The sequence below is a fragment of the Pseudomonas mediterranea CFBP 5447 genome (genome assembly GCF_000774145.1).
Classification (GTDB): domain Bacteria; phylum Pseudomonadota; class Gammaproteobacteria; order Pseudomonadales; family Pseudomonadaceae; genus Aquipseudomonas; species Aquipseudomonas mediterranea.
Genome location: NZ_KN322986.1, coordinates 499317 through 524676 on the forward strand (window position 1 = coordinate 499317; position 25360 = coordinate 524676).

The 25360-nt window shown below is 60.9% G+C and carries 22 protein-coding genes; 12 read left to right on the forward strand and 10 right to left on the reverse strand.

Annotated elements, in window-relative coordinates; translation table 11 throughout:
- Nucleotides 1-191: 191 nt before the first annotated feature.
- Both N005_RS19145 and N005_RS19150 read left to right on the forward strand, forming a co-directional pair.
- Entirely contained in the window at nt 192-548 is a 357-nt protein-coding gene (locus N005_RS19145; RefSeq protein ID WP_047702622.1) for a putative periplasmic lipoprotein, read from the forward strand.
- A 70-nt stretch (nt 549-618) separates the two neighbouring features.
- A complete protein-coding gene (locus tag N005_RS19150) occupies nt 619-1110 on the forward strand; it encodes a GreA/GreB family elongation factor (RefSeq protein WP_047702623.1) in 492 nt (163 codons plus the stop codon).
- Nucleotides 1111-1252: 142 nt separating this feature from the next.
- Here N005_RS19150 and ettA read toward each other — a convergent pair whose 3' ends face one another.
- A complete protein-coding gene (gene ettA / locus N005_RS19155) occupies nt 1253-2917 on the reverse strand; it encodes an energy-dependent translational throttle protein EttA (protein WP_047702624.1) in 1665 nt (554 codons plus the stop codon).
- Between the two features lie 272 nt (nt 2918-3189).
- Here ettA and N005_RS19160 point away from each other — a divergent pair, with 272 nt between their 5' ends.
- From N005_RS19160 to N005_RS19185, 6 genes are all read left to right on the forward strand, one after another.
- The gene (locus tag N005_RS19160; protein WP_047702811.1) at nt 3190-7038 is read left to right on the forward strand and encodes a sensor domain-containing protein; all 3849 of its coding nucleotides are present in this window, start codon (nt 3190-3192) and stop codon (nt 7036-7038) included.
- Nucleotides 7039-7249: 211 nt separating this feature from the next.
- Entirely contained in the window at nt 7250-8503 is a 1254-nt protein-coding gene (gene glyA, locus N005_RS19165) for a serine hydroxymethyltransferase (protein ID WP_047702625.1), read from the forward strand.
- Nucleotides 8504-8729: 226 nt separating this feature from the next.
- Nucleotides 8730-9254, forward strand: a complete 525-nt coding sequence (locus N005_RS19170; protein WP_047702626.1) for a hypothetical protein — start codon at nt 8730-8732, stop codon at nt 9252-9254.
- Between the two features lie 374 nt (nt 9255-9628).
- The gene (locus tag N005_RS19175) at nt 9629-10942 is read left to right on the forward strand and encodes a C4-dicarboxylate transporter DctA (RefSeq protein WP_047702627.1); all 1314 of its coding nucleotides are present in this window, start codon (nt 9629-9631) and stop codon (nt 10940-10942) included.
- Between the two features lie 60 nt (nt 10943-11002).
- Nucleotides 11003-11704 (forward strand): FadR/GntR family transcriptional regulator, encoded by a 702-nt coding sequence (locus N005_RS19180; protein WP_047702628.1) that lies wholly within the window; start codon nt 11003-11005, stop codon nt 11702-11704.
- A gap of 22 nt (nt 11705-11726) precedes the next feature.
- The gene (locus N005_RS19185; RefSeq protein WP_052126414.1) at nt 11727-12440 is read left to right on the forward strand and encodes a GntR family transcriptional regulator; all 714 of its coding nucleotides are present in this window, start codon (nt 11727-11729) and stop codon (nt 12438-12440) included.
- On the opposite strand, the gene yjiA is transcribed toward N005_RS19185, so the two are convergent.
- From yjiA to N005_RS19200, 3 genes are all read right to left on the reverse strand, one after another.
- Nucleotides 12432-13400 (reverse strand): GTPase, encoded by a 969-nt coding sequence (gene yjiA / locus N005_RS19190; protein ID WP_047702629.1) that lies wholly within the window; start codon nt 13398-13400, stop codon nt 12432-12434. The genes N005_RS19185 and yjiA overlap by 9 nt on opposite strands.
- A gap of 285 nt (nt 13401-13685) precedes the next feature.
- A complete protein-coding gene (locus tag N005_RS19195) occupies nt 13686-13883 on the reverse strand; it encodes a YbdD/YjiX family protein (protein ID WP_047702630.1) in 198 nt (65 codons plus the stop codon).
- 16 nt (nt 13884-13899) lie between these two features.
- Nucleotides 13900-15966, reverse strand: coding sequence for a carbon starvation CstA family protein (locus N005_RS19200; RefSeq protein WP_047702631.1), 2067 nt, complete (start codon nt 15964-15966; stop codon nt 13900-13902).
- Between the two features lie 159 nt (nt 15967-16125).
- On the opposite strand from N005_RS19200, the gene N005_RS19205 reads away from it, so the two are divergent.
- Nucleotides 16126-16482 (forward strand): PilZ domain-containing protein, encoded by a 357-nt coding sequence (locus N005_RS19205; protein ID WP_047702632.1) that lies wholly within the window; start codon nt 16126-16128, stop codon nt 16480-16482.
- Nucleotides 16483-16651: 169 nt separating this feature from the next.
- Here the strand turns inward: N005_RS19205 and radA are convergent, their stop codons facing one another.
- The 3 genes from radA to katB form a co-directional block, all read right to left on the reverse strand.
- Nucleotides 16652-18019, reverse strand: coding sequence for a DNA repair protein RadA (gene radA / locus N005_RS19210; RefSeq protein WP_047702633.1), 1368 nt, complete (start codon nt 18017-18019; stop codon nt 16652-16654).
- Nucleotides 18020-18062: 43 nt separating this feature from the next.
- The gene (locus N005_RS19215) at nt 18063-18611 is read right to left on the reverse strand and encodes an ankyrin repeat domain-containing protein (RefSeq protein ID WP_047702634.1); all 549 of its coding nucleotides are present in this window, start codon (nt 18609-18611) and stop codon (nt 18063-18065) included.
- A 73-nt stretch (nt 18612-18684) separates the two neighbouring features.
- The gene (gene katB, locus N005_RS19220; RefSeq protein ID WP_047702635.1) at nt 18685-20226 is read right to left on the reverse strand and encodes a catalase KatB; all 1542 of its coding nucleotides are present in this window, start codon (nt 20224-20226) and stop codon (nt 18685-18687) included.
- 280 nt (nt 20227-20506) lie between these two features.
- Here katB and mscL point away from each other — a divergent pair, with 280 nt between their 5' ends.
- A complete protein-coding gene (gene mscL / locus N005_RS19225) occupies nt 20507-20920 on the forward strand; it encodes a large-conductance mechanosensitive channel protein MscL (RefSeq protein WP_047702636.1) in 414 nt (137 codons plus the stop codon).
- Between the two features lie 118 nt (nt 20921-21038).
- Here the strand turns inward: mscL and N005_RS19230 are convergent, their stop codons facing one another.
- Nucleotides 21039-21815 carry a ferredoxin--NADP reductase gene (locus tag N005_RS19230; protein WP_047702637.1) on the reverse strand — a complete coding sequence of 259 codons (777 nt, stop codon included), beginning with the start codon at nt 21813-21815 and terminating at the stop codon, nt 21039-21041.
- Between the two features lie 292 nt (nt 21816-22107).
- Between N005_RS19230 and N005_RS19235 the strand changes: the two genes are divergently transcribed.
- Together N005_RS19235 and N005_RS19240 are read left to right on the forward strand one after the other, a co-directional pair.
- A complete protein-coding gene (locus tag N005_RS19235; protein WP_047702638.1) occupies nt 22108-22821 on the forward strand; it encodes an autoinducer binding domain-containing protein in 714 nt (237 codons plus the stop codon).
- 176 nt (nt 22822-22997) lie between these two features.
- The gene (locus N005_RS19240) at nt 22998-24128 is read left to right on the forward strand and encodes a methyltransferase (protein WP_047702639.1); all 1131 of its coding nucleotides are present in this window, start codon (nt 22998-23000) and stop codon (nt 24126-24128) included.
- Nucleotides 24129-24163: 35 nt separating this feature from the next.
- Here the strand turns inward: N005_RS19240 and N005_RS28360 are convergent, their stop codons facing one another.
- Nucleotides 24164-24328 (reverse strand): DUF2474 domain-containing protein, encoded by a 165-nt coding sequence (locus N005_RS28360; RefSeq protein ID WP_081993294.1) that lies wholly within the window; start codon nt 24326-24328, stop codon nt 24164-24166.
- A 21-nt stretch (nt 24329-24349) separates the two neighbouring features.
- Complete coding sequence (cydB, locus tag N005_RS19245; RefSeq protein WP_047702640.1) at nt 24350-25357, reverse strand: cytochrome d ubiquinol oxidase subunit II; 1008 nt, start codon at nt 25355-25357, stop codon at nt 24350-24352.
- Nucleotides 25358-25360 lie beyond the last annotated feature (3 nt).

Sequence of the window (25360 nt, forward strand, 5' to 3'; positions counted from 1 at the left end):
CTGCTACGCAGCCCAGCGGGAGCAAGCTCCCTCGCCACAATGGTGTTCGGCTTGGCATCTCTTGACCAACGGGTGCCAAGACTGGCCCCACCCGCAACCCCACGAACAGATTAATCACAACCGTTTCACACCGGCCTGACGAATCCGCTTCTAGACTTCTTGTATATGTGGATGCGGCAGGAAGGCAGGAAATGAGGCGCGCGGTAGCGGTACTGGCGGTAGTAATGTTGCTTGGCGGCTGTGAAACCACCCATGAAGACCTGATCGCCCGAGGCTATCCACCGGCATTCGCCGACGGCTTCGATGACGGCTGCAGCAGCGGCCGGCAAGCCGCCGGCGCGATCACCGGCCAGTTCAGGAAAGACGTTCCGCGCTATCTCAAGGATGCACGCTACGCCGAAGGCTGGAGCGACGGTTTCCGCCAGTGCCAGGCCATGCGCGAAAGTGAGGATCGAGACGCCTACCGTAATCGTCACTGGGATGAGCGCGAACGTGCCTGGCAACAGGAAAAGGATCGCGACGCCGCCCGGGCCTATCGCTCGCAGTGAGTCGCGTACAGACATCCGTCGAAACCAAAAGCCTGCGACCATGGCCCAAACTCCAATAGAGGAGAACACCATGAGTCGTGCCTTCGTCAACGAAGACAGCGCCGCGGCCCAGGCCGATCAACCGGTCGAACGCCAGGTCAGCGCGCAACCCAACTACGTCACACCCGCCGGGTTCGCCCAGTTGCAGGCCCGGGTCGCCGAGTTGCAGACGCTGCACAGCCAGCAGGCTGCCCGCAAAGAGCTGGCGGACAAACAGCGCATCGCAGACCTGGAACGGGATCTGCGCTATTTCAACCAGCGCCTGCAAAGCGCCCAGGTCGTTACGGCCACCTCAGCGGACCAGGTGCGGATCGGACATTGGGTGACCTTTGTCGATGAACAGGACCATGAGCAGCGTGTGCAGCTGGTGGGGGAAGACCAGGCCGATGCGACCAGTGGGCTGATCAATTGGGGCTCACCGCTGGGGCGGGCGTTGCTGGGGAGCAAGGTCGGGGATGAGGTGGTCTGGAAGCGACCGGTGGGGGATATGGCGATTGAGGTGGTGGCGATAGAGTCGGAGTGACTCCTGCCCTGCCCATAAACCACTGTGGGAGCGAGCCCCGCTCGCGATGGCGGTGGGTCAGGCAACATGAGCGTTGACCGATCCGACGCTATCGCGAGCAGGGCTCGCTCCCACAGGTTCTGTAACTTACCGGCCGATGGAATCAGGCCAGTTTCTTGTGCCGTACCCGATGTGGCTGGGCAGCGGCTTCGCCGAGGCGTTTCTTGCGATCGGCTTCGTACTCGGTGTAGTTGCCTTCGAAGAACACCGCCTGGGAATCGTCTTCGTACGCCAGGATGTGGGTCGCCACGCGGTCGAGGAACCACCGATCGTGGGAGATCACAATGGCCGCGCCCGGGAAGTCCAGCAGGGCTTCCTCCAGGGAACGCAGGGTTTCGACGTCGAGGTCGTTGGACGGTTCGTCGAGCAGCAGGACGTTGCCACCCTCCTTCAAGGTCAGCGCCAGGTGCAGGCGACCGCGCTCACCACCGGACAGGTCCTTGACGAACTTCTGCTGGTCGCCGCCTTTGAAGTTGAAGCGACCCACGTAGGTGCGCGACGGGATCTCGTAGTTGCCGATGCGGATCTGGTCGGAACCGTCGGAGATCTGCTGGAACACCGTCTTGCTGCCGTCCAGGTCTTCGCGGCTCTGGTCGACGCAGGCCAGTTGCACGGTTTCGCCGACTTCAATGGTGCCCGAATCCGGGGTTTCCTTGCCCATCAGCATGCGGAACAGCGTGGACTTACCCGCACCGTTACCACCGATCACACCAACGATGGCGCCTTTGGGCATGGAGAACGACAGGTTGTCGATCAACACGCGATCGCCGTAGCCCTTGGTGACGTTCTTGAATTCGATGACCTTGTCACCCAGGCGCGGACCGGCCGGAATGTAGATCTCGTTGGTTTCGCTGCGCTTCTGGAATTCCTGGGACTGCATTTCCTCGAAGCGTTGCAGACGGGCCTTGGATTTGGACTGGCGGGCCTTGGCGCCTTTGCGCACCCACTCCAGCTCTTCCTTCATGGCCTTTTCATGGGCCGACTGCTGCTTGGATTCCTGGGCCAGACGTTCGGACTTGGCTTCCAGCCAGCCCGAATAGTTGCCCTCGTACGGAATGCCCGCGCCGCGGTCGAGTTCCAGGATCCAGCCGGCGACGTTGTCCAGGAAGTAACGGTCGTGGGTAATCGCCACGACGGTGCCCGGAAAATCGTGCAGGAAGTGTTCGAGCCAGGCGACGGAATCGGCGTCCAGGTGGTTGGTCGGTTCGTCGAGCAGCAGCATGTCCGGGGCGGACAGCAACAGGCGGCACAGGGCCACACGGCGCTTCTCACCGCCGGACAGGTGTTCGACCTTCGCTTCCCAGGCCGGCAGGCGCAGGGCGTCGGCGGCGACTTCCAGCTGGCGCTCCAGGTTATGGCCATCGCTGGCCTGCAGGATCGCTTCGAGCTTGGCCTGTTCGGCGGCCAGCTTGTCGAAGTCGGCATCCGGGTCAGCGTAGGCGGCGTAGACCTCGTCCAGGCGCGTTTGGGCGTCCTTGATCACGCTGACCGCTTCCTCGACCACTTCACGCACGGTCTTGGTCGGGTCCAGCTGAGGCTCCTGGGGCAGGTAGCCGATGTTCAGGTCCGGCATCGGGCGGGCTTCGCCGTCGAATTCGGTATCGACGCCGGCCATGATCTTCAGCAGCGTGGACTTACCCGAACCGTTGAGGCCCAGCACGCCGATCTTGGCGCCGGGGAAGAATGAGAGCGAAATGTTTTTCAGGATTTCCCGCTTCGGCGGAACAACTTTGCTCAGCCGATGCATGGTGAAGACGTATTGAGCCATGGTGAACCTAGCGTCTGTGACAGGTGAAAAGAACGAACCAGGCCATGCACGGCGCCGGCAGTTGACGGTCATCAATGCCAGCGGGGCAGATAAAGCCTGGGGATCTGGAGCTGGAACGCTCTTGTTTGACCGGCAAAGCTACCTCAACCGTCCGTCAAGGTCCAGCCACCAGGGACTGGCACTTTGCCACAAGGCAAGGCATGCTAGCCGCCCTTCGGGCGTCCGGCTTATAGTGCGTGTCGCGCCAGTCCAGCAAACCGCAGGATTACAGCTTGTCCAACGTCACGCCGACCCTGTCCCCACGCGCACCGGATACCGTGCCCGGCTCGCCCCTGCGCGGGACATTGAAGGGCGCCCTGGCCACGCTGGTGCTGTTGTTGCTCGGATTGCTCTTCTGGCAGCTGCTCGACCAACTGCGCGTCACCCAGCAGCAACAGCGCCAGTACACCATCGACTACACCGCCGACCTGGCCGCGCAAGTCAGCCTGAACATGGCCCTGAACGCGCAAATCGCCCTTAATCTGCTACCGATCGTCGAACAACCGCAGACAGCCGACGAACAGCAGGCCTTGTTGCACAAAATCCAGCAATCGCTGCCCCAGCTACGCAGCCTGGCATTGCTGAGTCCATCCGGCATGGTGCTCAGCGACACCGACCCGGACAGCCACGACGCCGGCTACCTCAGTGAGCTGGTGCACCGCAGTCACAACCAGGCACATTACTTCAGTAACGCCGACGACGGCTCCGTGGTGCATCTGTTGTTGCATCAGGCCAGCGGCAGTACCCGCGGCTACTGGGCCTTGCGTCTGACCCCGAACTTCTTCTCCACGCTGATCAAACAGGTCGATACCGGGTTGCGCCCACTGTGGGTGGTGGAAAACCGTCTCAACCAGCAAATCGTCAGCCGTGACGAGAGCCTGCCATCAATCAACCCCTCGCACCTGTCGCCGGACGATCTGGACAACACCGTGCTGACCGTGCCGCTGAGCAGCAGCGATTGGCAACTGCGGGGGCTGTTCGACCGCCGGCAAGTGCTCGAACAACTGCTGCCGGCCTTCATCGGCAAATGCCTGCTGGGCCTGGCGTTTTCGATGCTGCCGGTCATCGCCCTGCTGAACATGCGTCGCCGCCAGCGGCAACTGCACGAAGGTCGCCGCCGCTACCAGGACATTTTCGAAGGCACCGGTGTGGCCTTGTGCGTACTCGACCTCTCCAGCCTCAAGTCATTTTTTGTCCGGTCCGGCCTGCACAATGGCGATCAACTGCGGGCGTGGATGAAAGTCCCGCACCAACTCGAGCAACTGCAACAGGAAGTGCGCATCACCGAAGTCAACCAGATGGCGTTGCGGCTGCTCAACGTCGACTCCTGTGAACAGGCCTGGCAATTGCTGGTGGGCAAGGGCCCGCAGGACAACAATCCGGTCGGGCCGCAATTGCTCGAAACCCTGCTCGACCAGCACAAGCAGTTGGAATTGGAGATCAAGCTCCAGGACGCCCACGGCCGTGACCAGCATCTCTGGCTGGTACTGCGCCTGCCGGAAAAGCAGGACGACTACAACGCCGTAATCCTGAGCATCAACGACATCACCAGCCGCAAGCTGATCGAACTGTCGTTGCTCGAGCGCGAAGGCTTCTGGTCCGACGTGGTGCGTACCGTGCCGGATCATCTCTACGTGCAGGACGTCATCAGCCAGCGGATGATCTTCAGCAACCACCACCTGGGCCAGACCCTGGGGTATGACCGCACCGAACTGCACCAGATGGGTGAGTACTTCTGGGAAATCCTGCTGCACAGCGACGATGCCGACCACTACCACACGTTGCGCCAGGAACAGCGGCGCGGCGGCTATGCGCACCTGTTGCAATGCCAACTGCGCTTCCGCCATCGCGACGGCAAATGGCGACGCTTCGACATCCGCGAACAGGCCCTGGCCCGGGACCGGCATGACCAGGTGACGCGGATCATCGGTGTGGCGAAGGACATCACCGAGCAGATCGAGGCCAGCGAGTCGCTGCGTGACAGCGAACAGCGCTACCGGATGCTCGCCGAGAGCATCAGCGATGTGATTTTCTCCACCGACAGCAAGCTTTCGCTCAACTACGTCAGCCCGTCGGTGCAAGCGGTGCTGGGCTACAACGCCGACTGGATCTTCCAGAACGGCTGGCAGTCGACCATCGCCAACCCGCAGCAACTGACCGGTATCTATACCCTGATGGACCGGGTCAGCAAGGCCCTCGACAAGCCCGGGCAACTGGCCGAGCTGCGCAATCAGATGCAGACCCAGTTGTTCCTGTTCGACTGCCTGCGTGCCGACGGACGCAAGATTCCTATCGAATTGCGGCTGGTACTGGTCTGGGACGATGCCGGTGGCTTCGAAGGCGTGCTTGGCGTCGGCCGCGACATCAGCCAGCAACGGCGCGCCGAAAAAGACCTGCGCATGGCCGCCACGGTATTCGAGCATTCGACCTCGGCGATCCTGATCACCGATCCGGCCGGTTACATTGTCCAGGCCAACGAAGCCTTCAGCCGGGTCAGTGGCTACGCGGTGTCCCAGGTGCTGGACCAGTTGCCGAGCATGCTGACCGTGGACGATCAGCAGGAGGCCCACCTGCGCTACGTGCTCAAGCAGTTGCAGCAGCACAGCTCCTGGGAAGGCGAGGTCTGGCTCAAGCGCCGTAACGGCGAACATTACCCGGCCTGGGTCGGCATCACGGCGGTGCTGGATGATGAAGGCGACCTGGCCAGCTACGTGTGCTTTTTCAGCGACATCAGCGAACGCAAGGCCAGCGAACAGCGCATCCATCGCTTGGCCTATTACGACGCCCTCACCCACCTGCCCAACCGCACGCTGTTCCAGGACCGCCTGCATACCGCGCTGCAATCGGCCGAGCGGCAGAAGAACTGGGTCGTGCTGATGTTCCTCGACCTGGACCGGTTCAAACCGATCAACGACTCCCTGGGGCACGCCGCCGGCGACCGGATGCTCAAGGACATGGCGACACGCCTGCTCGGCTGCGTCACCGACGACGACACCGTGGCGCGCATGGGCGGCGACGAGTTCACCCTGCTGCTGGAGCCGCGCTCCAGCCGGGAAACGGCGCTGAACCGGGCCATCAACGTAGCGGAGCAGATCCTCGCCAGCCTGGTCCGGCCATTCGTGCTCGAAGGCAGGGAGTTCTTCGTCACGGCCAGTATCGGTATCGCCTTGAGTCCCCAGGACGGCAACGAACTGAGCCAGTTGATGAAGAACGCCGACACGGCGATGTATCACGCCAAGGAGCGCGGCAAGAACAACTTCCAGTTCTATCAGGCCGACATGAACGCCAGTGCCCTGGAACGACTGGAACTGGAAAGCGACCTGCGCCACGCCCTCGAGCAGAACGAATTCGTGCTGTATTACCAGCCGCAGTTCAGCGGCGACGGCAAACGCTTGACCGGCGCCGAGGCCCTGCTGCGCTGGCGTCATCCGCGCCGCGGGCTGGTGCCGCCAGGGGACTTCATCCCGGTGCTGGAAGAACTCGGGTTGGTGGTGGACGTCGGCGACTGGGTCATCGACGAGGCCTGCCGGCAGCTCAAGACCTGGCACCAGGCCAAGGTCCGGGTGCCGAAAGTCTCGGTCAACATCTCGGCCCGGCAGTTCTCCGATGGTCAGTTGGGTACGCGAATCGCCAATATCCTGCGCAGCACCGGCCTGTCACCGGCCTGCCTGGAGCTGGAACTGACGGAAAGCATCCTGATGCGCGAAGTCAGCGAGGCGATGCAGATCCTGGCCGGGTTGAAAAACCTCGGCCTGAGCATCGCCGTGGATGACTTCGGCACCGGTTATTCGTCGCTCAACTACCTCAAGCAGTTCCCCATCGACGTGCTGAAGATCGACCGCACCTTCGTCGACGGCCTGCCATCCGGTGAACAGGACGCGCAGATCGCCCGGGCGATCATCGCCATGGCCCACAGCCTCAACCTGGCGGTGATCGCCGAAGGCGTCGAGACCCACGAACAACTCGACTTCCTGCGCGAACACGGCTGCGACGAGGTCCAGGGCTACCTGTTCGGCCGCCCGATGCCAGCCCACCGGTTCGAAGCGCAGTTCAGCAATGATGCGCTGTTCATGCTCGACTGAAGGCCTTTAGCGCCTGGGCGGCCCTCATCGCGAGCAGGCTCGCTCCCACATCTGGAATGCATTCCCCTGTGGGAGCGAGCCTGCTCGCGATGAGGCCGCCGGGTCCTGGGTGAATCCCATTCGTCCACCACATGACGTCCTTTCATACCCCTTCCAAAAGCGGTTGGGTTAGAATGCCTCCCTTTTCTGCCCCCGATCCTTGAGGACCGCCATGTTCAGCCGTGATTTGACTATTGCCAAGTACGACGCCGATCTCTTTGCCGCCATGGAGCAAGAAGCTCAGCGCCAGGAAGAGCACATTGAGCTGATCGCTTCGGAAAACTACACCAGCCCCGCGGTGATGGAAGCTCAAGGCTCGGTACTGACCAACAAGTACGCCGAAGGCTACCCGGGCAAGCGCTACTACGGTGGTTGCGAGTACGTCGACGTGGTCGAGCAACTGGCCATCGACCGCGCCAAGGAGCTGTTCGGCGCCGATTACGCCAACGTCCAGCCCCACGCCGGTTCCCAGGCCAACGCCGCCGTCTACCTGGCGCTGCTGTCGGCTGGCGATACCATCCTGGGCATGAGCCTGGCCCACGGCGGTCACCTGACCCACGGTGCCAGCGTTTCGTCCTCCGGCAAGCTGTACAACGCCGTCCAGTACGGCATCGACGGCAACGGCCTGATCGACTACGACGAAGTCGAGCGCCTGGCCCTCGAGCACAAGCCGAAAATGATCGTGGCCGGTTTCTCCGCCTACTCCCAGGTCCTCGATTTCCCACGTTTCCGCGCCATCGCCGACAAGGTCGGTGCCTACCTGTTCGTGGACATGGCCCACGTTGCCGGCCTGGTCGCCGCCGGCGTCTACCCGAACCCGGTGCCATTCGCCGACGTGGTCACCACCACCACCCACAAGACCCTGCGCGGTCCACGTGGCGGCCTGATCCTGGCGCGTGCCAACGCCGACATCGAGAAGAAGCTGAACGGCGCTGTATTCCCGGGCGCCCAGGGCGGCCCGCTGGAGCACGTCATCGCCGCCAAGGCGATCTGCTTCAAGGAAGCCCTACAACCTGAGTTCAAGGCTTACCAGCAGCAAGTCGTGAAGAACGCCAAGGCCATGGCCGGCGTGTTCATCGAGCGCGGCTTCGACGTGGTGTCCGGCGGTACCGAGAACCACCTGTTCCTGCTGTCGCTGATCAAGCAGGACATCTCCGGCAAAGACGCCGATGCCGCACTGGGCAAGGCGTTCATCACCGTGAACAAGAACTCGGTGCCAAACGACCCACGTTCCCCGTTCGTCACCTCCGGTCTGCGCTTCGGCACCCCGGCCGTGACCACTCGTGGTTTCAAGGAAGCCGAGTGCAAGGAACTGGCCGGCTGGATCTGCGACATCCTGGCTGACCTGAACAACGAAGCGGTCATCGACGCCGTTCGTGAGAAGGTCAAGGCGATCTGCAAGAAGCTGCCGGTGTACGGCGCTTGATATAACGCCAGGCGTTACAAAAAAGCCCACATCGAAGGATGTGGGCTTTTTATTTATATCCCCCAAAATAAACCCGCCTGACAAATCAATAACTCCAGCCCACCTCCTTTTCTTCACATCTCAACCCTTGAAACACACCCCTCCACACAAACAGCCGAGAAACCCATAACATCGAATCTCATCATTCACGACCACTTAGGTCGTCCATATAGGATGTGATCATTACATGGACAGTAAACTATCTTTCTCCGCAACACTCAGCCTGCCCGACATGAATATCCACTTGCTTGAAACGCTGCATGGGAAACCGGCACTGGCGACTCTTACTTCATTCAGCGGTGGTTTTTTCAGCGGCAGACCACAAACCGTCGACCACTCAAACCTGCTGGGCATGCACGCCAAAGCCGAGGGAGGGGTTATCCAGCCGCTGATGTTGCACTTTCGTCATACGGCCGGCGGCTATACCCTGTCCATCAAAAACACAGGGGAGCACCACCACAAATTCATTGGCAAAAGTTGGTTCGACGCAATAGGCGTAAAAGACTCGGGCAAACCAACCAGTTTTAAACTTGTCGACCAGAAAAACCGAGTCATCACACTGGAAAACATAAAGGCCAAACACTCTCCCCTGTCGCTCATGACGGAAAACAAAAAATATATAGGCGGATTAAGAATGCGCGGGTCGCCTTATCGTTATCTGGCGGAAACCGAGGAACATTCAAAGTTGACATTCGTCCTCAGCGTCATTTGAGTCGGGATCACCACGCCACTTCAATGAGACCCACACTGTGGGAGCAGAGCATGCTCCCGATAGCGGCGGCCCCGCCCAATCGGCTTTGAACTGACTTGCCTCCATCACGAGCATGCTTTGCTCCCATGGGCCTGGTTTGACTGACGAAAATCTGTGCCTCAGTTTTTTTTTGCGGAACAAAAAGGCTCAGGCACAAGGGTTTTAGCCCAACTGGTAAGACCGGCAAGGCCTAGATGCGAAAATTCACCTTGCCTCAACCCCAAACCCGCACCTAGACTGCCCCTGCACTGGACAAACCGGTAAGACCACAATAATGAAGTCCCGACGCCCGCCCTCACGCAGGCGACAAGGACACCGAACCAGGAATCCCTCCCATGCTCAGATGGTGCTCGCGTTCGATCTTCCTCCAAGTTGTCCTCGGATTGGTGCTCGGCATCGTCTGCGGGCTGACCCTTCCCGAATACTCCGCACAGCTCAAACCCCTTGGCGACGGCTTTATCAAGCTGATCAAAATGCTCATCGGCCTGATCGTGTTCTGCGTGGTGGTCAGTGGTATTTCCGGTGCTGGCGATCTCAAGAAGGTCGGGCGCATCGGCCTCAAGTCAGTCATCTACTTTGAAGTGCTGACCACCATCGCCTTGGTGATCGGCCTGGTTCTGGCCTTCAGCACCGGCATCGGCAGTGGCGCGAATATCCACCTGGAGCAGTTTGCCAGCGCTGACGTAGGCGAGATCGCCCAACGTGGCCAACACATGGTCACCACCACGCAATTCCTGATGAACCTGATCCCGACCTCGGTGCTCGGTGCCTTCGCGGATAACAACATCCTGCAAGTACTGCTGTTCTCGGTACTGTTCGGCAGTGCGCTGAACCTGGTGGGCGACGCAGCCTCGGGCATCTCCCGGCTGATCAACGAACTCAGCCACGTGATCTTCCGCATCATGGGCATGATCGTGCGCCTGGCCCCCATCGGCGTCTTCGGCGCCATTGCCTTCACCACCAGCAAATATGGGTTGGACTCGCTGCAACACCTGGGCAGCCTGGTCGGCCTGTTCTACCTGACCTGCATCGCCTTCGTCGCCCTGGTCCTGGGCCTGGTGATGCGGTCGTCAGGCCTGCCGATGTTGCCGTTCCTCAAATACCTGCGCGAAGAACTGCTCATCGTCCTCGGCACTGCTTCTTCCGACGCCGTGCTGCCACAAGTCATGCGTAAGCTCGAACACCTCGGGATCGGCAGTTCCACCGTAGGGCTGGTCATCCCGACCGGTTACTCGTTCAACCTGGACGGTTTCTCGATCTACCTGACCCTGGCCATCGTCTTCATCGCCAATGCCACCGGTACGCCCCTGGCCCTGACCGACCTGCTGACCATCCTGCTGGTGTCGCTGATCACCTCCAAGGGAGCCCACGGGATTCCCGGCTCGGCACTGGTAATCCTGGCCGCCACGCTGACGGCGATCCCGGCGATTCCAGTGGTCGGCCTGGTGCTGGTGCTGGCGGTCGATTGGTTCATGGGCATCGGTCGCGCCCTGACCAACCTGATCGGCAACTGCGTGGCCACCGTGGCAATCGCCCGTTGGGAAAAAGACATCGATGTCCCGCGTGCGCGCAAGGTGCTGTCCGGCCAACAGGGCTATACCTTCCAACCGAGAAAACCGGCGGGCAGCGCCCATCAGCAGCAATTCTGAAAGACCGCGATACCGGCTCCCGAGCCGGCATCGCCTGATTGATTTTTGAAGGAGTACCGCGTGATCAGTTCATCAACCGTCGTCAATTCCGTGGTGGAAAAACTACGCGCCGCCCTGGCCCGGGGGCAATGGCGTTCGGGCGACATGCTGCCGGGCCAGCGGGAGCTGGCCGAACAGCTGGGCATCAGCCGGCCAAGCCTGCGCGAAGCGGTCATCGTGCTGGAAACCCTCGGGCTTGTACGCTCGATGCCCGGCAAAGGCGTGGTGGTGCTGGAAGCCAGCGCCGGCGATGTCCATGAAAGCAGCACGGTAGCCGGTGCGAGCCTGGAAGACGTGCTGCAACTGCGCTACACCCTGGAACCCTTCATCGTCGGCCTGGTCGCCCAGTCCATCAGCAGCAAGGAAGTCGGACAGTTGCGCCTGACCCTCATGGACATGCGCGAAGCCCTGGAAGCCAATGACAACGATGCCTGCGCCAACGCCTACATCGCGTTCCACGAGGAACTGTTTGCCCTGACGTCCAACCCGATCTTCCACAGCGTGGTGCAGCAGACCAGCAATGCCCTCAAGCAAAGCGCCGATGTATTGCGCAATTCGCCCGAGCACCTGGCCGAACGGCTGGAAGAGAACGAAGCCGTGGTACGCGCCATTCGTGGCAAGAACAGCGCCCAGGCCAGTGCGCAAATGCGCCGGCATATCCTCAGGGAGGGCCAGCGCATGGGCATCGAACTGAATATTCCGGACGACAACCTCGCTACCTGAGCCACGCCTTGCGGAGACCGTCATGAACAACGTCATGTCCCATCAACAACAACGCAATGTGCTTGCCGCCCTGCCGCTGCCCGGCGCTGTCGGCAAGCCGTCGGTGGACGATATCTACCCGCGGATCTTCGACGCCATCCTCGAACAACGCATCGCGCCCGCCAGCCGTTTCACCGAAGAAGGCCTCGGGGATGTGTTCGGCGTCAGCCGCAGCATCATTCGTCGGGTATTGGCGCGCCTGTCCCACCAGCAAGTGGTGATCCTGCGTCCCAACCATCGGCCGCAAGTCGCGGCACCGGACCTGGAGCAGACCCGACAGATCCTGCACGCACGCCGGCTGACCGAGCGGACATTGGTGCACCTGGCCTGCAACGCTCCGCAACCGAAGGACCTGCAGCATCTGCGCGATTTGGTGGCGCGGGAGCAACAATGCCTGGAATGTGGCGAGCGCGGCCCGGCGATACGTCTTTCCGGCGAGTTTCACCTGCACCTCGCTTCCATGGCCGGCAACGCACCGTTGGCGCAGTTTCTCGGCAGCCTGGTGCCCTTGACCTCGCTGGCCTTGGCCCGGCACGAGGTCAAGTCGCGCCGGCATTGCGCCTGGCAGGAGCACCTGGCGATCGTGGACGCCGTGGAAAACGGCAAAAGAGATGAAGCCATGCGCCTGATGGATGAGCACCTGGACCATCTCGAGCAACGGCTGCTGATGGTCGCAGGTACGCCATCGTCAAGCTAAAGCAGCTTCGAATCCGGCGCGGATCTTCTCTTCAGGCAGCTCGTCGGCGATGAACACGATCACGCTTTCCCGGGCCTCATCGGGGGCCCATTCGGTGTCCCAATCGAAGCCATACAACTTGAGCACACCCTGGAACACCAATCGCCGCGGTTCGCCGGCGATGTTCAGCACACCCTTGTAGCGCAACAACTGTTTGCCGTGGTCTTCCAGCAACTGATTCATGAACTCGCTGAGCTTGTCGATATCCAGCGGCTTGTCGGTACGCAGCACAAGGCTGCTGATACGGTCGCCCGTAGCAGCCTTGACGACCGGGCGCAGGCTGAACCCGGCGCCCAGGTCCGCATTGAGGTTGAAGCCGCGGATATCGAGCAGTTCAGCCAGGTCGATCTGGCCATGCTTCACGATACGGATGGGGGCCCGCCGGTTGATACGGGTCAGGCGCTCGCCAAGGGCCTCGACCTTGGCCGCCTCCACCAGGTCGGTCTTGCTCACCAGAAGGCGATCGGCGAATCCGACCTGGGCCTGGGCAATGGCTTGGGTCAGGTGGACCTTGGCGTGGGCGGCATCCACCAAGGTCAGGATGCCATCGAGAATGTAGCGCTCGCGCAACTCCTCATCGATGAAAAAGGTCTGGGCCACCGGGGCCGGGTCGGCCAGGCCGGTGCACTCGATCACCAGGCGATCGAAGGCGATCTCACCGCTGTCCAGCCGTTCGAGCAGCAGGTACAGGGCCTTGGTCAGGTCGGTGTGGATGGTGCAGCACACGCAGCCGTTGGCCAGGGTCATGACCTGCACCGGCTCGTCGCCCAGCAGTTGCGTGTCGATACCTGCATCGCTGAATTCATTTTCGATCACGGCTATTTTCAGGCCGTGCTCGGCCTTGAGCAGATGGCGCAGCAACGTGGTCTTGCCGGCACCGAGGAAGCCGCTGAGGATCGTCACGGGAATGGGAGCGGACAAACGGAGTCTCCTTGATGCGGATTTTTTTGTGAGAGTGAGCTTGCTCGCGATAGCAGTGGGTCAGTCACTATCGATGTGGGCTGATAGTACGCCATCGCGAGCAGGCTCGCTCCCACAGGGAATCGATGGCGGACGCAAAACCTGAGGCTGCCCAAAAACAACTGTGGGAGCAAGGCTTGCCCGCGATAGCGGTGGGTCAGCCGACATCTTCATCACTGACCCGACGCCTTCGCGGGCAAGCCTTGCTCCCACAGGCCCGCTCCCACAAGGGGTGTTACAAGGCCTTCAGCAGCACTTCGGCCCACCCTTGCCACCGTAACGGGCCTCCTGGCGTTCGCGGAAGAACGCCTCGTAGTCCATCAGCGGTTGGTCCGGGTGCTTGGTTTGCATGTGCTCGACGTAGTTGTCGTAGTCGGGCATGCCGACCATCAGGCGGGCGGCCTGACCGAGGTATTTACCGAGGCGACTCAAGTCATTGAACATCGTTGCAATCCTCGTTTCAGGCGTCCGGCAGGGCCTGGAATGGCGCTTCTTTATCCGTGCGTTCTTTCTTGCCCCAGGCGGCGACGCCGACCTTGAGCGCGTAGAACAGGATGCTCAGCACCACGAACAGGAACAGTACCGTCAGCGTGGCGTTGGTGTAGGCATTGAACACCACGTGCTGCATCTGCTCGACGCTCTTGGCCGGGGCCAGGATCTGGCCGGCCGCCAGGGCCTCGTTGTATTTGCGCGCCAGGGCCAGGAAGCCGATCGCCGGATTGGCGTCGAACAGCTTGATCAGGCCCGCCGTGGTGGTGCAGATCAGCAGCCAGGCCGCCGGTAGCAACGTGACCCAGATGTAGCGCTGGCGCTTCATCTTGATCAGCACCACGGTGCCGAGCATCAGGGCGATACCGGCCAGCATCTGGTTGGAGATGCCGAACAGCGGCCACAAGGTGTTGATGCCGCCCAGCGGATCGATCACGCCCTGGTACAGCAGGTAGCCCCACAGTGCCACGCAACCGGCGGTGGCGATCAGGTTGGCGCTCCAGGATTCGGTGCGCTTGAGCGATGGCACGAACGAGCCCAGCAGGTCCTGCAGCATGAACCGCCCGGCACGGGTGCCGGCGTCCACCGCGGTGAGGATGAACAGCGCTTCGAACAGGATCGCGAAGTGGTACCAGAACGCCATGGTGTTCTCACCCGGCAGCACCGAGTGCAGGATCTGCGCGATACCGACCGCCAGGGTCGGCGCACCGCCGGCACGGGCCAGGACGGTGGTCTCGCCGATGTCCCGGGCCACCGCCTGCAGCGCATCCGGGGTAATGGCAAAGCCCCAGCCGCTGATGGTCTGGGCCACGGCCACGACGTCACCGCCGACCACCGCCGCCGGGCTGTTCATGGCGAAGTACACGCCCGGCTCGATCACCGACGCGGCGACCATGGCCATGATCGCCACGAAGGACTCCATCAGCATGCCGCCGTAGCCGATGTAGCGGGCGTTGGTTTCGTTGTCCAGCAGCTTGGGCGTGGTGCCCGAGGAGATCAGCGCATGGAAGCCCGAGACCGCGCCGCAGGCGATGGTGATGAACAGGAACGGGAACAGCCCGCCCTTCCACACCGGGCCCATGCCGTTGGTGAACTGGGTCAGCGCCGGCATTTTCAGCTCGGGCATGGTGATCAGGATGCCGATCGCCAGGGCGACGATGGTGCCGATCTTGAGGAACGTCGACAGGTAGTCCCGCGGCGCCAGGATCAGCCACACCGGCAGCACCGCCGCGACGAAACCGTAGCCGATCAGCATCCAGGTGATCTGGATCCCGGTGAAAGTGAAGGCCTTGGCCCAGACCGGGTCGGCGGCGATCTGCCCGCCCAGCCAGATAGAACCGAGCAGCAACAGCACGCCGATGAGCGAGATTTCACCGATGCGGCCCGGGCGGATGTAGCGCATGTAGATGCCCATGAACATCGCGATCGGGATGGTCGCCATCACCGTGAAGATCCCCCACGGGCTCTCGGCCAGGGCCTTGACCACGATCAGCGCGAGCACCGCGAGGATGATGATCATGATCAGGAAGCAGCCGAACAGCGCGATGGTGCCGGGGATGCGGCCCATTTCCTCGCGGACCATGTCGCCCAGGGAACGCCCGTTGCGGCGGGTGGACAGGAACAGGATCATGAAGTCCTGCACGGCCCCGGCCAGCACCACGCCGGCGATCAGCCAGAGCGTGCCGGGCAGGTAGCCCATCTGCGCTGCCAGAACCGGCCCGACCAGCGGCCCCGCGCCGGCAATGGCGGCGAAGTGGTGACCGAAGAGGATGTGTTTGTTGGTCGGGACGAAATCCAGGCCATCGTTGTTGAGCACGGCAGGGGTGGCCCGGCGCGCATCGAGTTGCATCACGTTGTTGGCGATGAAGAGGCTGTAGTAGCGGTAGGCGACCAGGTAGATGGCCACGGCTGCGACGACGATCCAGAGGGCGTTGATGGATTCGCCGCGGCGCAAGGCCACTACGCCCAGGGCGCACGCTCCTACAACGGCCAGCAGGAGCCACGGTAGATGGCGCAGCAGGCTATTATTGTTTTTCATTTTTATATTCCAGCCAGGGGTGGACAAGAAAGACAGCCACCGAAGTTTAGCTCTAACGACGGCAAAGGCCATACCCGACATTCGTCTGTCATCGGTCGAACGGTGACGACGATGCTTCAGCTGGGTCTATAGTCAGTGAATCTTCAGAGGGATTGGGCAATGAGCGAACGACGCCGCTTCGTACGAATCGAGTTTCATACCAGGACCGAGCTGAGCCAGGGCGAATACATCTGGCCGGTAAAATTACTGGACCTGTCCCTGAAAGGCTTGCTGATCGAAAAGCCCGAGCCATGGCTCGGCGACCCCGAGGAACCTTTCGAAGCCGATATTCACCTGGGCAAGGATGTCGAGGTGAAAATGGAGGTTCGGCTCGCCCATGACGACAACGGCCACCTGGGGTTTGTCTGCGAACATATCGACCTGGACTCCATCGCACATCTGCGTCGGTTGGTGGAGTTGAACCTGGCCGATCACGATGAGCTGGAACGGGAATTGGCGGCGCTGGTCCAGATCTGACAGGTACGCAGCCATCCTGTGGCGAGGGAGCTTGCTCCCGCTGGGGCGCGAAGCGGCCCTCAAACCCGAAAAACCGGTACACCAGCCAAATTGAGCAGGCTGCTTTTGGGGCTGCTGCGCAGCCCAGCGGGAGCAAGCTCCCTCGCCACAAAAGATCACAGGCGCTGCACTACTCGAACAACGCATCCAGCGCCTGCTCCAACCGCGTCACGGCAATGATCTGCAAACCTGCCGGCGCTTCCTTCGGCGCGTTGCCCTTGGGCACGATGGCGCGTTTGAAGCCATGCTTGGCCGCCTCCTTGAGTCGCTCCTGCCCGCTGGGCACCGGCCGGACTTCGCCCGACAGGCCGACTTCACCGAACACCAGCAAATCATGGGGCAGCGGCCGGTTGCGCAGGCTGGACATGACCGCCGCCATCAACGCCAGGTCGGAGGCGGTTTCCAACACCTTCACCCCGCCCACCACGTTAAGGAAAACGTCCTGGTCGTGGGTCGGAATGCCGCCGTGTCGATGCAGCACGGCCAGCAACATCGCCAGCCGGTTCTGATCCAGCCCCAGGGTGACCCGGCGCGGGTTCGCCAGGTGACTGTCATCCACCAGCGCCTGGACCTCCACCAACATCGGCCGAGTCCCTTCCCAGGTCGCCATGACCACGCTGCCCGGGACTTCTTCCTGGGCACGCGTCAGAAAGATCGCTGAAGGATTGGAGACTTCTTTCAAGCCCCTGTCGGTCATGCCGAACACACCCAGCTCGTTCACGGCGCCAAAGCGATTCTTCACCGCCCGCAACAAGCGCAGGCGTCCATCGGACTCGCCCTCGAAATACAACACGGTATCGACCATGTGCTCCAGCACCCGCGGCCCTGCCAGCGCACCTTCCTTGGTGACATGGCCCACCAGGAAGATCGCCGTGCCGCTCTGCTTGGCGTAACGCACCAGCAACGCCGCGCTTTCACGCACCTGGGACACACCGCCCGGCGCCGATTGCAGCTGTTCGGTGAAAATCGTCTGGATCGAGTCGATCACCATCACCTTGGGCTTTTCCAGGCGCGCCGTGGCGATGATGGTTTCGATGCAGGTCTCGGTCATGACCCGCAACTGATCCTGGGGCAGGCCCAGGCGGCGGGCGCGCATGGCGACTTGCTGCTGGGACTCCTCGCCAGTGACGTACAGCGCCGGCATGCGCGTGGCGATGTTGCACAGGGTTTGCAGCAGGATGGTGGATTTGCCGATCCCTGGGTCGCCGCCGATCAAGACCACGGAGCCGTCCACCAACCCGCCACCCAATACGCGGTCCAGTTCACCGGACGCGGTGGAAAATCGCGGGATCTCCTCGACGCTGACTTCGGCCAGGGTCTTGATCTGCGTCTGCTGGCCGGCCCACCCGGTGCGTCCGGTGGGCGCCGCGGCACCGCCGCTTTCCACCATGGTTTCGGTCAAGGTATTCCAGGCGCCGCACTCACCGCACTGGCCAGCCCATTTGGGAAAGGTCGAGCCGCACTCGGTGCAGCCGTACATGCGCTTTGCCTTGGCCATCTGAACTCCGGGAGAAAAACCGCGATGATAGCCCAGGCGAGGGTCAGCGCGGGGCCGGCATTCTGATTTCACCGCTGGCCAGATTCGCCGCCGTATTGCCCAACGGGTCCGCAGCGTCCATGTCGGCACCCTTGGCCTTCAAGGCATCGAGCAGCTCGACACGGTTGAACAGGCCGGCATACATGGCGGCGGTCTGCCCGGCGCCGTTGCGCTGGTCCGGACTGCAATCGGTGGATAACAGGCGCCGCGCGATCTGCACTTCGCCCTTGAAAATGGCCCCCATCAGCGCCGTGTTGCCGCGCTTGTCCTGGACACAGGCATCGGCCCCCGCGGCCAACAGCCGCTCCACCGCTGGGCCGTGACCATGGTAAGCCGCCAGGATCAGGGCGGTGTAGCCCTTCTCATCCTGGGTATTGAGCGAGTAATGCGCATTGATGAAGGCATCGAGCATGGCCACGTCACCCCGTCGGGCGGCGTCGAAATAATAGGTCTGCAACTCTTCTTGCACGGCTGCCGGGTCGGTCGGCAGGGACTGATCGGCCAACGCGGTCAACGACCAGGTGGCAAGCAACGAACACAGGAAATAACGCATCACGGTGCCTCCTTTTGACACAGGACTGTGGGAGCAGACCTTGCTCCCACAGGGCATGTACCTGACCTATGGATCAGTCGGTCAGTTTTTCCGCCAGCGCCTTGACGCGGGCCAGGTCACCCTTGGCGACACGGGCCACGCCAGTGCCATATTCCGGGTCGGCCTTGTAGAGGAACGACAGGATGATGTGCTTGCTCTCGTCATCGGTGGTGGCCAATGAGCCGCCGAAGCTTTCAATCAGGTCATTGCGCTCCTTCTGGTTGAACGAGCGGTACAGGTCGCCGGCCTGCTTGAAGTTCTGCTCGCGCTGGATCTTCGCCTGCTGGGTACTGCCGCTCAACGCGGTCTGGCTGTAGCGCGCCGACTGCAACTCCTCGCGGGGCATCAGGCGGCTCGGCTGGTAATTCACCCCGGTGCTGGTGCTCCCCGGGTTCATCGCGCCGTCCTGGTTACCGGTGTTCACCGCCACCTTGGGGGCGTTGATCGGCAATTGCAGGGCATTGGCGCCTATCCGGTACATTTGTGTATCGGCATAGGAAAACACCCGGCCCTGCAACAGACGATCTTCCGAAGGTTCGATGCCCGGAACCAGATTGGCCGGAGCCATCGCCACCTGTTCGGTTTCCTGGAAGACATTGGCCGGATTGCGGTTCAAGACCATCTGCCCGACTTTACGCTCAGGCACACCCGGCCAGATCTTGGTTGCATCCAGCGGGTCGAAATCGAACTTGGACAAGTCCTGCGGGTTCAGGACCTGAACATACAAGTCCCACTTCGGAAAATCGCCCTTATTGATATGGCTGACCAAATCGTTGGTCATGTGGCTGTAGTCCTGGCCTTGAACCTTCACAACTTCTTTCGGATCGAGATTCTTCAGGCCCTGCAGACTTTTCCAATGGAACTTGACGTAATGAACTTCGCCCTTGGCATTCACCAACTTGTAGGCATGCACGCCATTACCGTCCATTTCACGGTAACTGGCCGGAGTACCGGAGTTGGAGTACAACTCGGTCAGTGTCCGAGTTGCTTCCGGTACATGGGAGAAGAAGTCGAAACGACGTGAATCGTCGTCCAGGTTGGTTCGTGGATCGGGTTTGAAGGCATGGACCATGTCCGGAAACTTGATGGCGTCGCGAATGAAGAAGGTCGGGAAGTTGTTCCCCACCAGGTCCCAGTTACCGTCGGCCGTGTAGAACTTGGTGGCAAAGCCACGGGGGTCGCGCAGGGTTTCCGGCGAATGATTGCCATGCACCACGGCAGAAAAACGCACGAATACGGGAGTGACCTGCCCTGCCGCAAAGACCTTCGCCTTGGTCAGATCACTGAGGTCGTTGGACACGGTAAAGGTGCCATGGGCACCGGTGCCACGGGCATGCACCACGCGCTCGGGAATGCGCTCACGATCGAAACGCTGGAGTTTCTGGATCAACTGCACGTCCTGCAGCAAGGTCGGCCCATTGGGGCCTGCTGTCTGCGAGTTCTGGTTGTCGCCGACAGCCGCGCCATTGTCCCGGGTCAGGGGGGCAGCGTCGACGGAAAAGGACAGCAGGCCAGCGGTCAGCACAAAAAGGGCGCGACGTTGGGGAAGAGTCCCGCCGCCAAGGGAAGTGTTCATAGAATTTCCTCTGATGTTATAGAGCGCATCCATGTGCGCCTGTCAGAGGCTAGTGCTCGAAAAAGCAAAACCTAAATAGAAATGCCATACCGCACTGATAGAAAAAACCTTGTAGGGAGTCCACTTGAAACCGCGTATCACGCGCGATTGATGGCACTTTGTAAACTTTTAGCGGGGAGCCAGGTCGATAGCTGGGGAGCTTTGTAAGTAGACGTGTCGAGCGAGGTGCGTTTGACTGAATTACACTGCCATTCAACTCATTTGTCACAAGGAACCATTCATGGGCATGTTAAGCGAGTTCAAGGCCTTCGCGGTCAAAGGCAATGTCGTCGACATGGCCGTCGGGATCATCATCGGCGCCGCTTTCGGTAAAATCGTCTCGTCATTTGTTGGCGACGTGGTCATGCCGCCAATCGGCCTGCTGATAGGCGGGGTGGACTTCAGTGACCTGGCCATCACCCTCAAGGCTGCCCAAGGTGACACACCGGCGGTGGTGCTGGCCTACGGCAAATTCATCCAGAGCACCATCGACTTCATCATCGTTGCGTTCGCGATCTTCATGGGCGTCAAGGTGATCAACCGTCTCAAGCGTGAAGAGGCCGTTGCCCCGAGTGCGCCACCGGTTCCCAGCAAGGAAGAACTGTTGCTGAGCGAGATTCGCGATCTGCTCAAGGCCCAGAACGAAAGGTCCTGAACGCTATCTGCTGGAGTGGTTACTTGAACACTGTCTATCAGCAGCCCTGACTTGGGGGCTGCTGCGCAGCCCAGCGGGAGCAAGCTCCCTCGCCACAAGATGCCTGCTGGACACCGGCCTACCAATAGTTTTCCACCGCCACTTGGCCCGGCCGCCGGGAAAGACTCAATTGCAGGCCCCTGGCCTTGAGCAGCTTGCGCGTGTCATCGATCATCTGCGGGTTGCCGCACAACATGACCCGCGAATGCTCCGGCGTCAGCGCGACCCCGGCCGCTCGCTCCAACTCGCCATTTTCCAGCAGGGCCGTGATACGTCCATTCAATGCCCCGGGATGCTGCTCCCGGGTCACCGTCGCGATAAAACGAAACTTGTGGGCGTGCTCGGCCAGGTAGTCGCGCTGGCCCAAGCCATCGATCAGCTCCTGATACGCCAGCTCCTTGGCCTCGCGAACGCTGTACACCAGGATGATCCGCTCGAATCTTTCCCATACCTCGAAATCCTGGAGAATCGAGAGAAACGGCGCCACTCCCGTCCCGGTGGACAGCAACCATAAATCCCGTCCATCAACGAAGCGGTCGAGTGTCAGGTAACCAAATGCCTGACGGTCCACCAACAGGCTGTCATCCGGTTTCAAACGGCTGAGTTCACTGGTGAATTCGCCATCCGGAACGACGATGGAAAAAAACTCGAGAAACTCGTCAAACGGCGAGGACACCATTGAATAGGCCCTCCAGACAGTATTACCGTCCGCCTTGACCACCCCCAACCGGGCAAACTGCCCCGCCCGGAAACGAAAGCCACGATCCCGGGTGGTGCGCAAGGTAAACAAATGGGAGGTCAATGGTTGCACGTCCAGCAGGGTCTGACGGGTGAACTTCTCTGCGCTGTCGGTCATGAGCCACTCCAAAGGGACGAGGACCACAGTGTCCCGCAAAGTGAGCGCCTTAACCACCGACAAAGAGTAGTGGCATTTTAATTACGACTATTTCATTAACTGTTTGGAACATATACCAAAGCTATACAAATATAAGAACTCTGTAACAGGTCCAACTCTGCGCTGTATTTTCGTAAATACCGTCCATAGTCTGTGAAATTAAAAATTCTAACTACCACGTAGGAAAAGTCCTACACTATCCTTTCGCATCAGATTGGATCCACACCGTTGAACGTCAATCCAGGAGAAGACGATGGACAAGTGGAAGGACTTACAGTTAAGGAAGTTATCTTGCGAAAAAGACCTGCAGACAGCCTATCGCCTGGTCCTGAATTTCTTTAATAATCAAGGATTTGAATTCTGTGCATTTGCGTCTTATTCCGGCAGCCCGGATAAACATTCCAGCAGGGTAAACCTGAATAACTACCCCTATGGCTGGGACAGGTTATATGAACAGAATGGTTATGCCTCCTGCGATCCAGTAGTAGCACACTGCAATCAATCGCCTCTTCCCATCCTTTGGGATGAGAGCCTCTTTGCCCAGGCACCGAAGTTATGGCTCGAACTGAATCGACAAGGTCTGCGATATGGTTGGACACAGGCCGTTCATGACGAACATGGGGGCTATTGCAGCCTGTTCAGCCTCGCTCGGACTCATAGCCCTATCGATATCGAGGAGCATTATGGGAATCTTGGCTACGCCATCTTCGCCAGTCAGAGGCTGCATGCGCTGGCGAGCAAGAAAATGGCAGACACCACTGCATCCACGCAGAAATGCCATTTGTCACCGAGGGAAATCGAAGTCCTGAGATGGTCAGCCGAAGGGAAGACCGCGTCGGAGGTCGGCAGGATATTGTGTTTATCCGAACGTACGGTGAACTTCCATGTCTGCAGTTGCATGCGAAAGCTGAACGTCAACAATAAGATTTCAGCCGTGGCCAAGGCAGCTCACATCCACGTGATCTGATCGGATCGACCTCCTCGACTTTGAAAACCCTCGGGTAATGCGCAGCAAAAAAAAGTACCATCACGGCCCCACTTGAATGATGTCGCCCTCAGCCCCCGACGCAGTTCATTCAGGCGGCCCCGCTGAAACACCTGCCTCAGGCAGCGGGACATTCGTCGATTGCCAGAGCCCCCACCATGCCGTTGCTTGCCAGCCCCTTCGCCCAACTCGATCTGATCCGCCAACCCGAACAGCCGAACGAACCGCTGCAAGCTTTCGATGCGGCCGATGAGTACCTGCTCGCCCATCTGGCCGAACAGCAACCGGCTGCAAGTACTCGGGTCCTGGTGCTCAATGACGGCTTCGGCGCCCTCGCCGCCAGCCTGGCCGGCCAGGTTGAAGTAATCAGCAGCAGCGACTCGTTCCTGGCCTTGCAAGCATTGCAGAAAAATCTGGTGCGTAACGGACGCCCCTTCGATGCGGTGCCGGTACTACCGGCCAGTGAACCGTTGACCGGACCCTTCGACAGGGTCTTGATCAAAGTGCCGAAGACCCTGGCCCTGCTGGAAGAACAACTGAGTCGCCTGCAAGGCCAACTGGCCCCCGGCGCCCAAGTGGTGGCGGGCGCAATGATCAAGCACCTGCCCCGGGCAGCCGGCGACCTGCTGGAGCGTTACATCGGCCCGGTGCAGGCCTCGCTGGCGGTGAAGAAGGCTCGCCTGTTGATCGCCACGCCGCAAACCGCCTCGTCGGCCCCGCAGGTATCGCCCTACCCCACCCGCTACTGGCTGGACGAGCCGAAGATTGAATTGCTCAACCACGCCAATGTGTTCTGCCGCGAAGGACTGGACATCGGCACCCGGGCCTTCCTGCCGCATCTGCCCACGAACCTGGGGACAGCCCGGGTCGCTGACCTGGGCTGCGGCAACGGCGTGCTGGCCATTGCCAGCGCCCTGCGCAACCCCGAAGCGCATTACACGTTGGTGGATGAGTCCTTCATGGCCGTGCAATCGGCCGCCGAGAACTGGCGAGCGGCCTTGGGCGAGCGCAAGGTCACCGTACGGGCCGGCGATGGCCTGGCCGGGCAACCAGCGCAGTCGCTGGACGTGGTGCTGTGCAATCCACCGTTCCATCAACAGCAGGTGGTGGGCGATTTCCTGGCCTGGCGGATGTTCCAACAGGCCCGCGAAGCGCTGGTGGTTGGCGGCGCGCTGTACATCGTGGGCAACCGGCACCTGGGCTATCACAGCAAACTGGCGCGGCTGTTCCGCAGCGTCGAGCAAGTGGCCGCCACGCCGAAGTTCGTGATTCTCAAGGCTCGGAAATAACTCGCCTGGCGGGGCAGCGTTGCCCCGGCCGGATATCAATGAGTCGTCAGCCCCGCAGCATTCATGAACATCCGCATCAGGCTGGCGACGATGAACAGCGCCAGCACGCTGCCCATCCAGATCCCCGCCAACCAACCCAGACGCTGCCAGAGCGGCTTGCGTTCGGCGGCTTCGATGTCCTTCAAGTCCGGCTTGGCCATTTCAATCCCCCCGCTGCTCGGTCAATGGTAACCGTCGTCATGGGTGACCTTGCCCCGGAACACGTAGTAGCTCCAGAAGGTGTACACCAGGATCAACGGGATGATGAACAGCGTGCCCACCAACATGAACCCCTGGCTCTGGGGCGGTGAGGCGGCATCCCAGATCGAGATGGACGGCGGCACGATGTTCGGCCAGAGGCTGATGCCCAGGCCGCTGTAGCCAAGGAATATCAGCACCAGCGTCAGGATGAACGGCGTGTAGTGCGCGTTGCGGGCGACGGCGCGGAATAACCCGTACATGGTCACCAGTACCAGGATCGGCACCGGCAGGAACCAGAACAGGTTCGGCAGTGTGAACCAGCGCGCGGCGATTTCGGCGTGGGCCAACGGCGTCCAGAGGCTGACGATGCCGATCACCGCCAGCACCACGAACGCCAGCGGCCGGGCGAGGTCGTGCATCTGTTCCTGCAATTTGCCCTCGGTCTTCATGATCAGCCAGGTACACCCGAGCAAGGCATAGGCTGCGATCAAGGCCATGCCGCAGAACATCGTGAACGGCGTGAGCCAGTCCAGGGAACCGCCGGCGAACTGGCGATTGACCACCTGGAACCCATCGATGAACGCGCCCAGCGCCACCCCCTGGAAGAAGGTGGCGGTCAGCGATCCGCCAATGAACGCCTTGTCCCAGAGATGTCGCTTTTCGGCCTTGGCCTTGAAGCGGAACTCGAAGGCGACACCACGAAAAATCAGGCCGATGAGCATCAGGATCAGCGGCAGGTACAGCGCCGACAGCACCACCGAGTAAGCCAGTGGAAACGCCCCGAACAGGCCGGCACCGCCCAGCACCAGCCAGGTTTCATTACCGTCCCAGACCGGTGCCACGGTATTCATCATCACGTCGCGGTCGCGCTCGCCCTTGATGAAGGGGAAGAGAATGCCGATTCCCAGGTCGAAACCGTCCATGATCACGTACATCATGATGCCGAAGATGATGACCACGGCCCAGATCAGCGGAAGATCAATACCCATGAC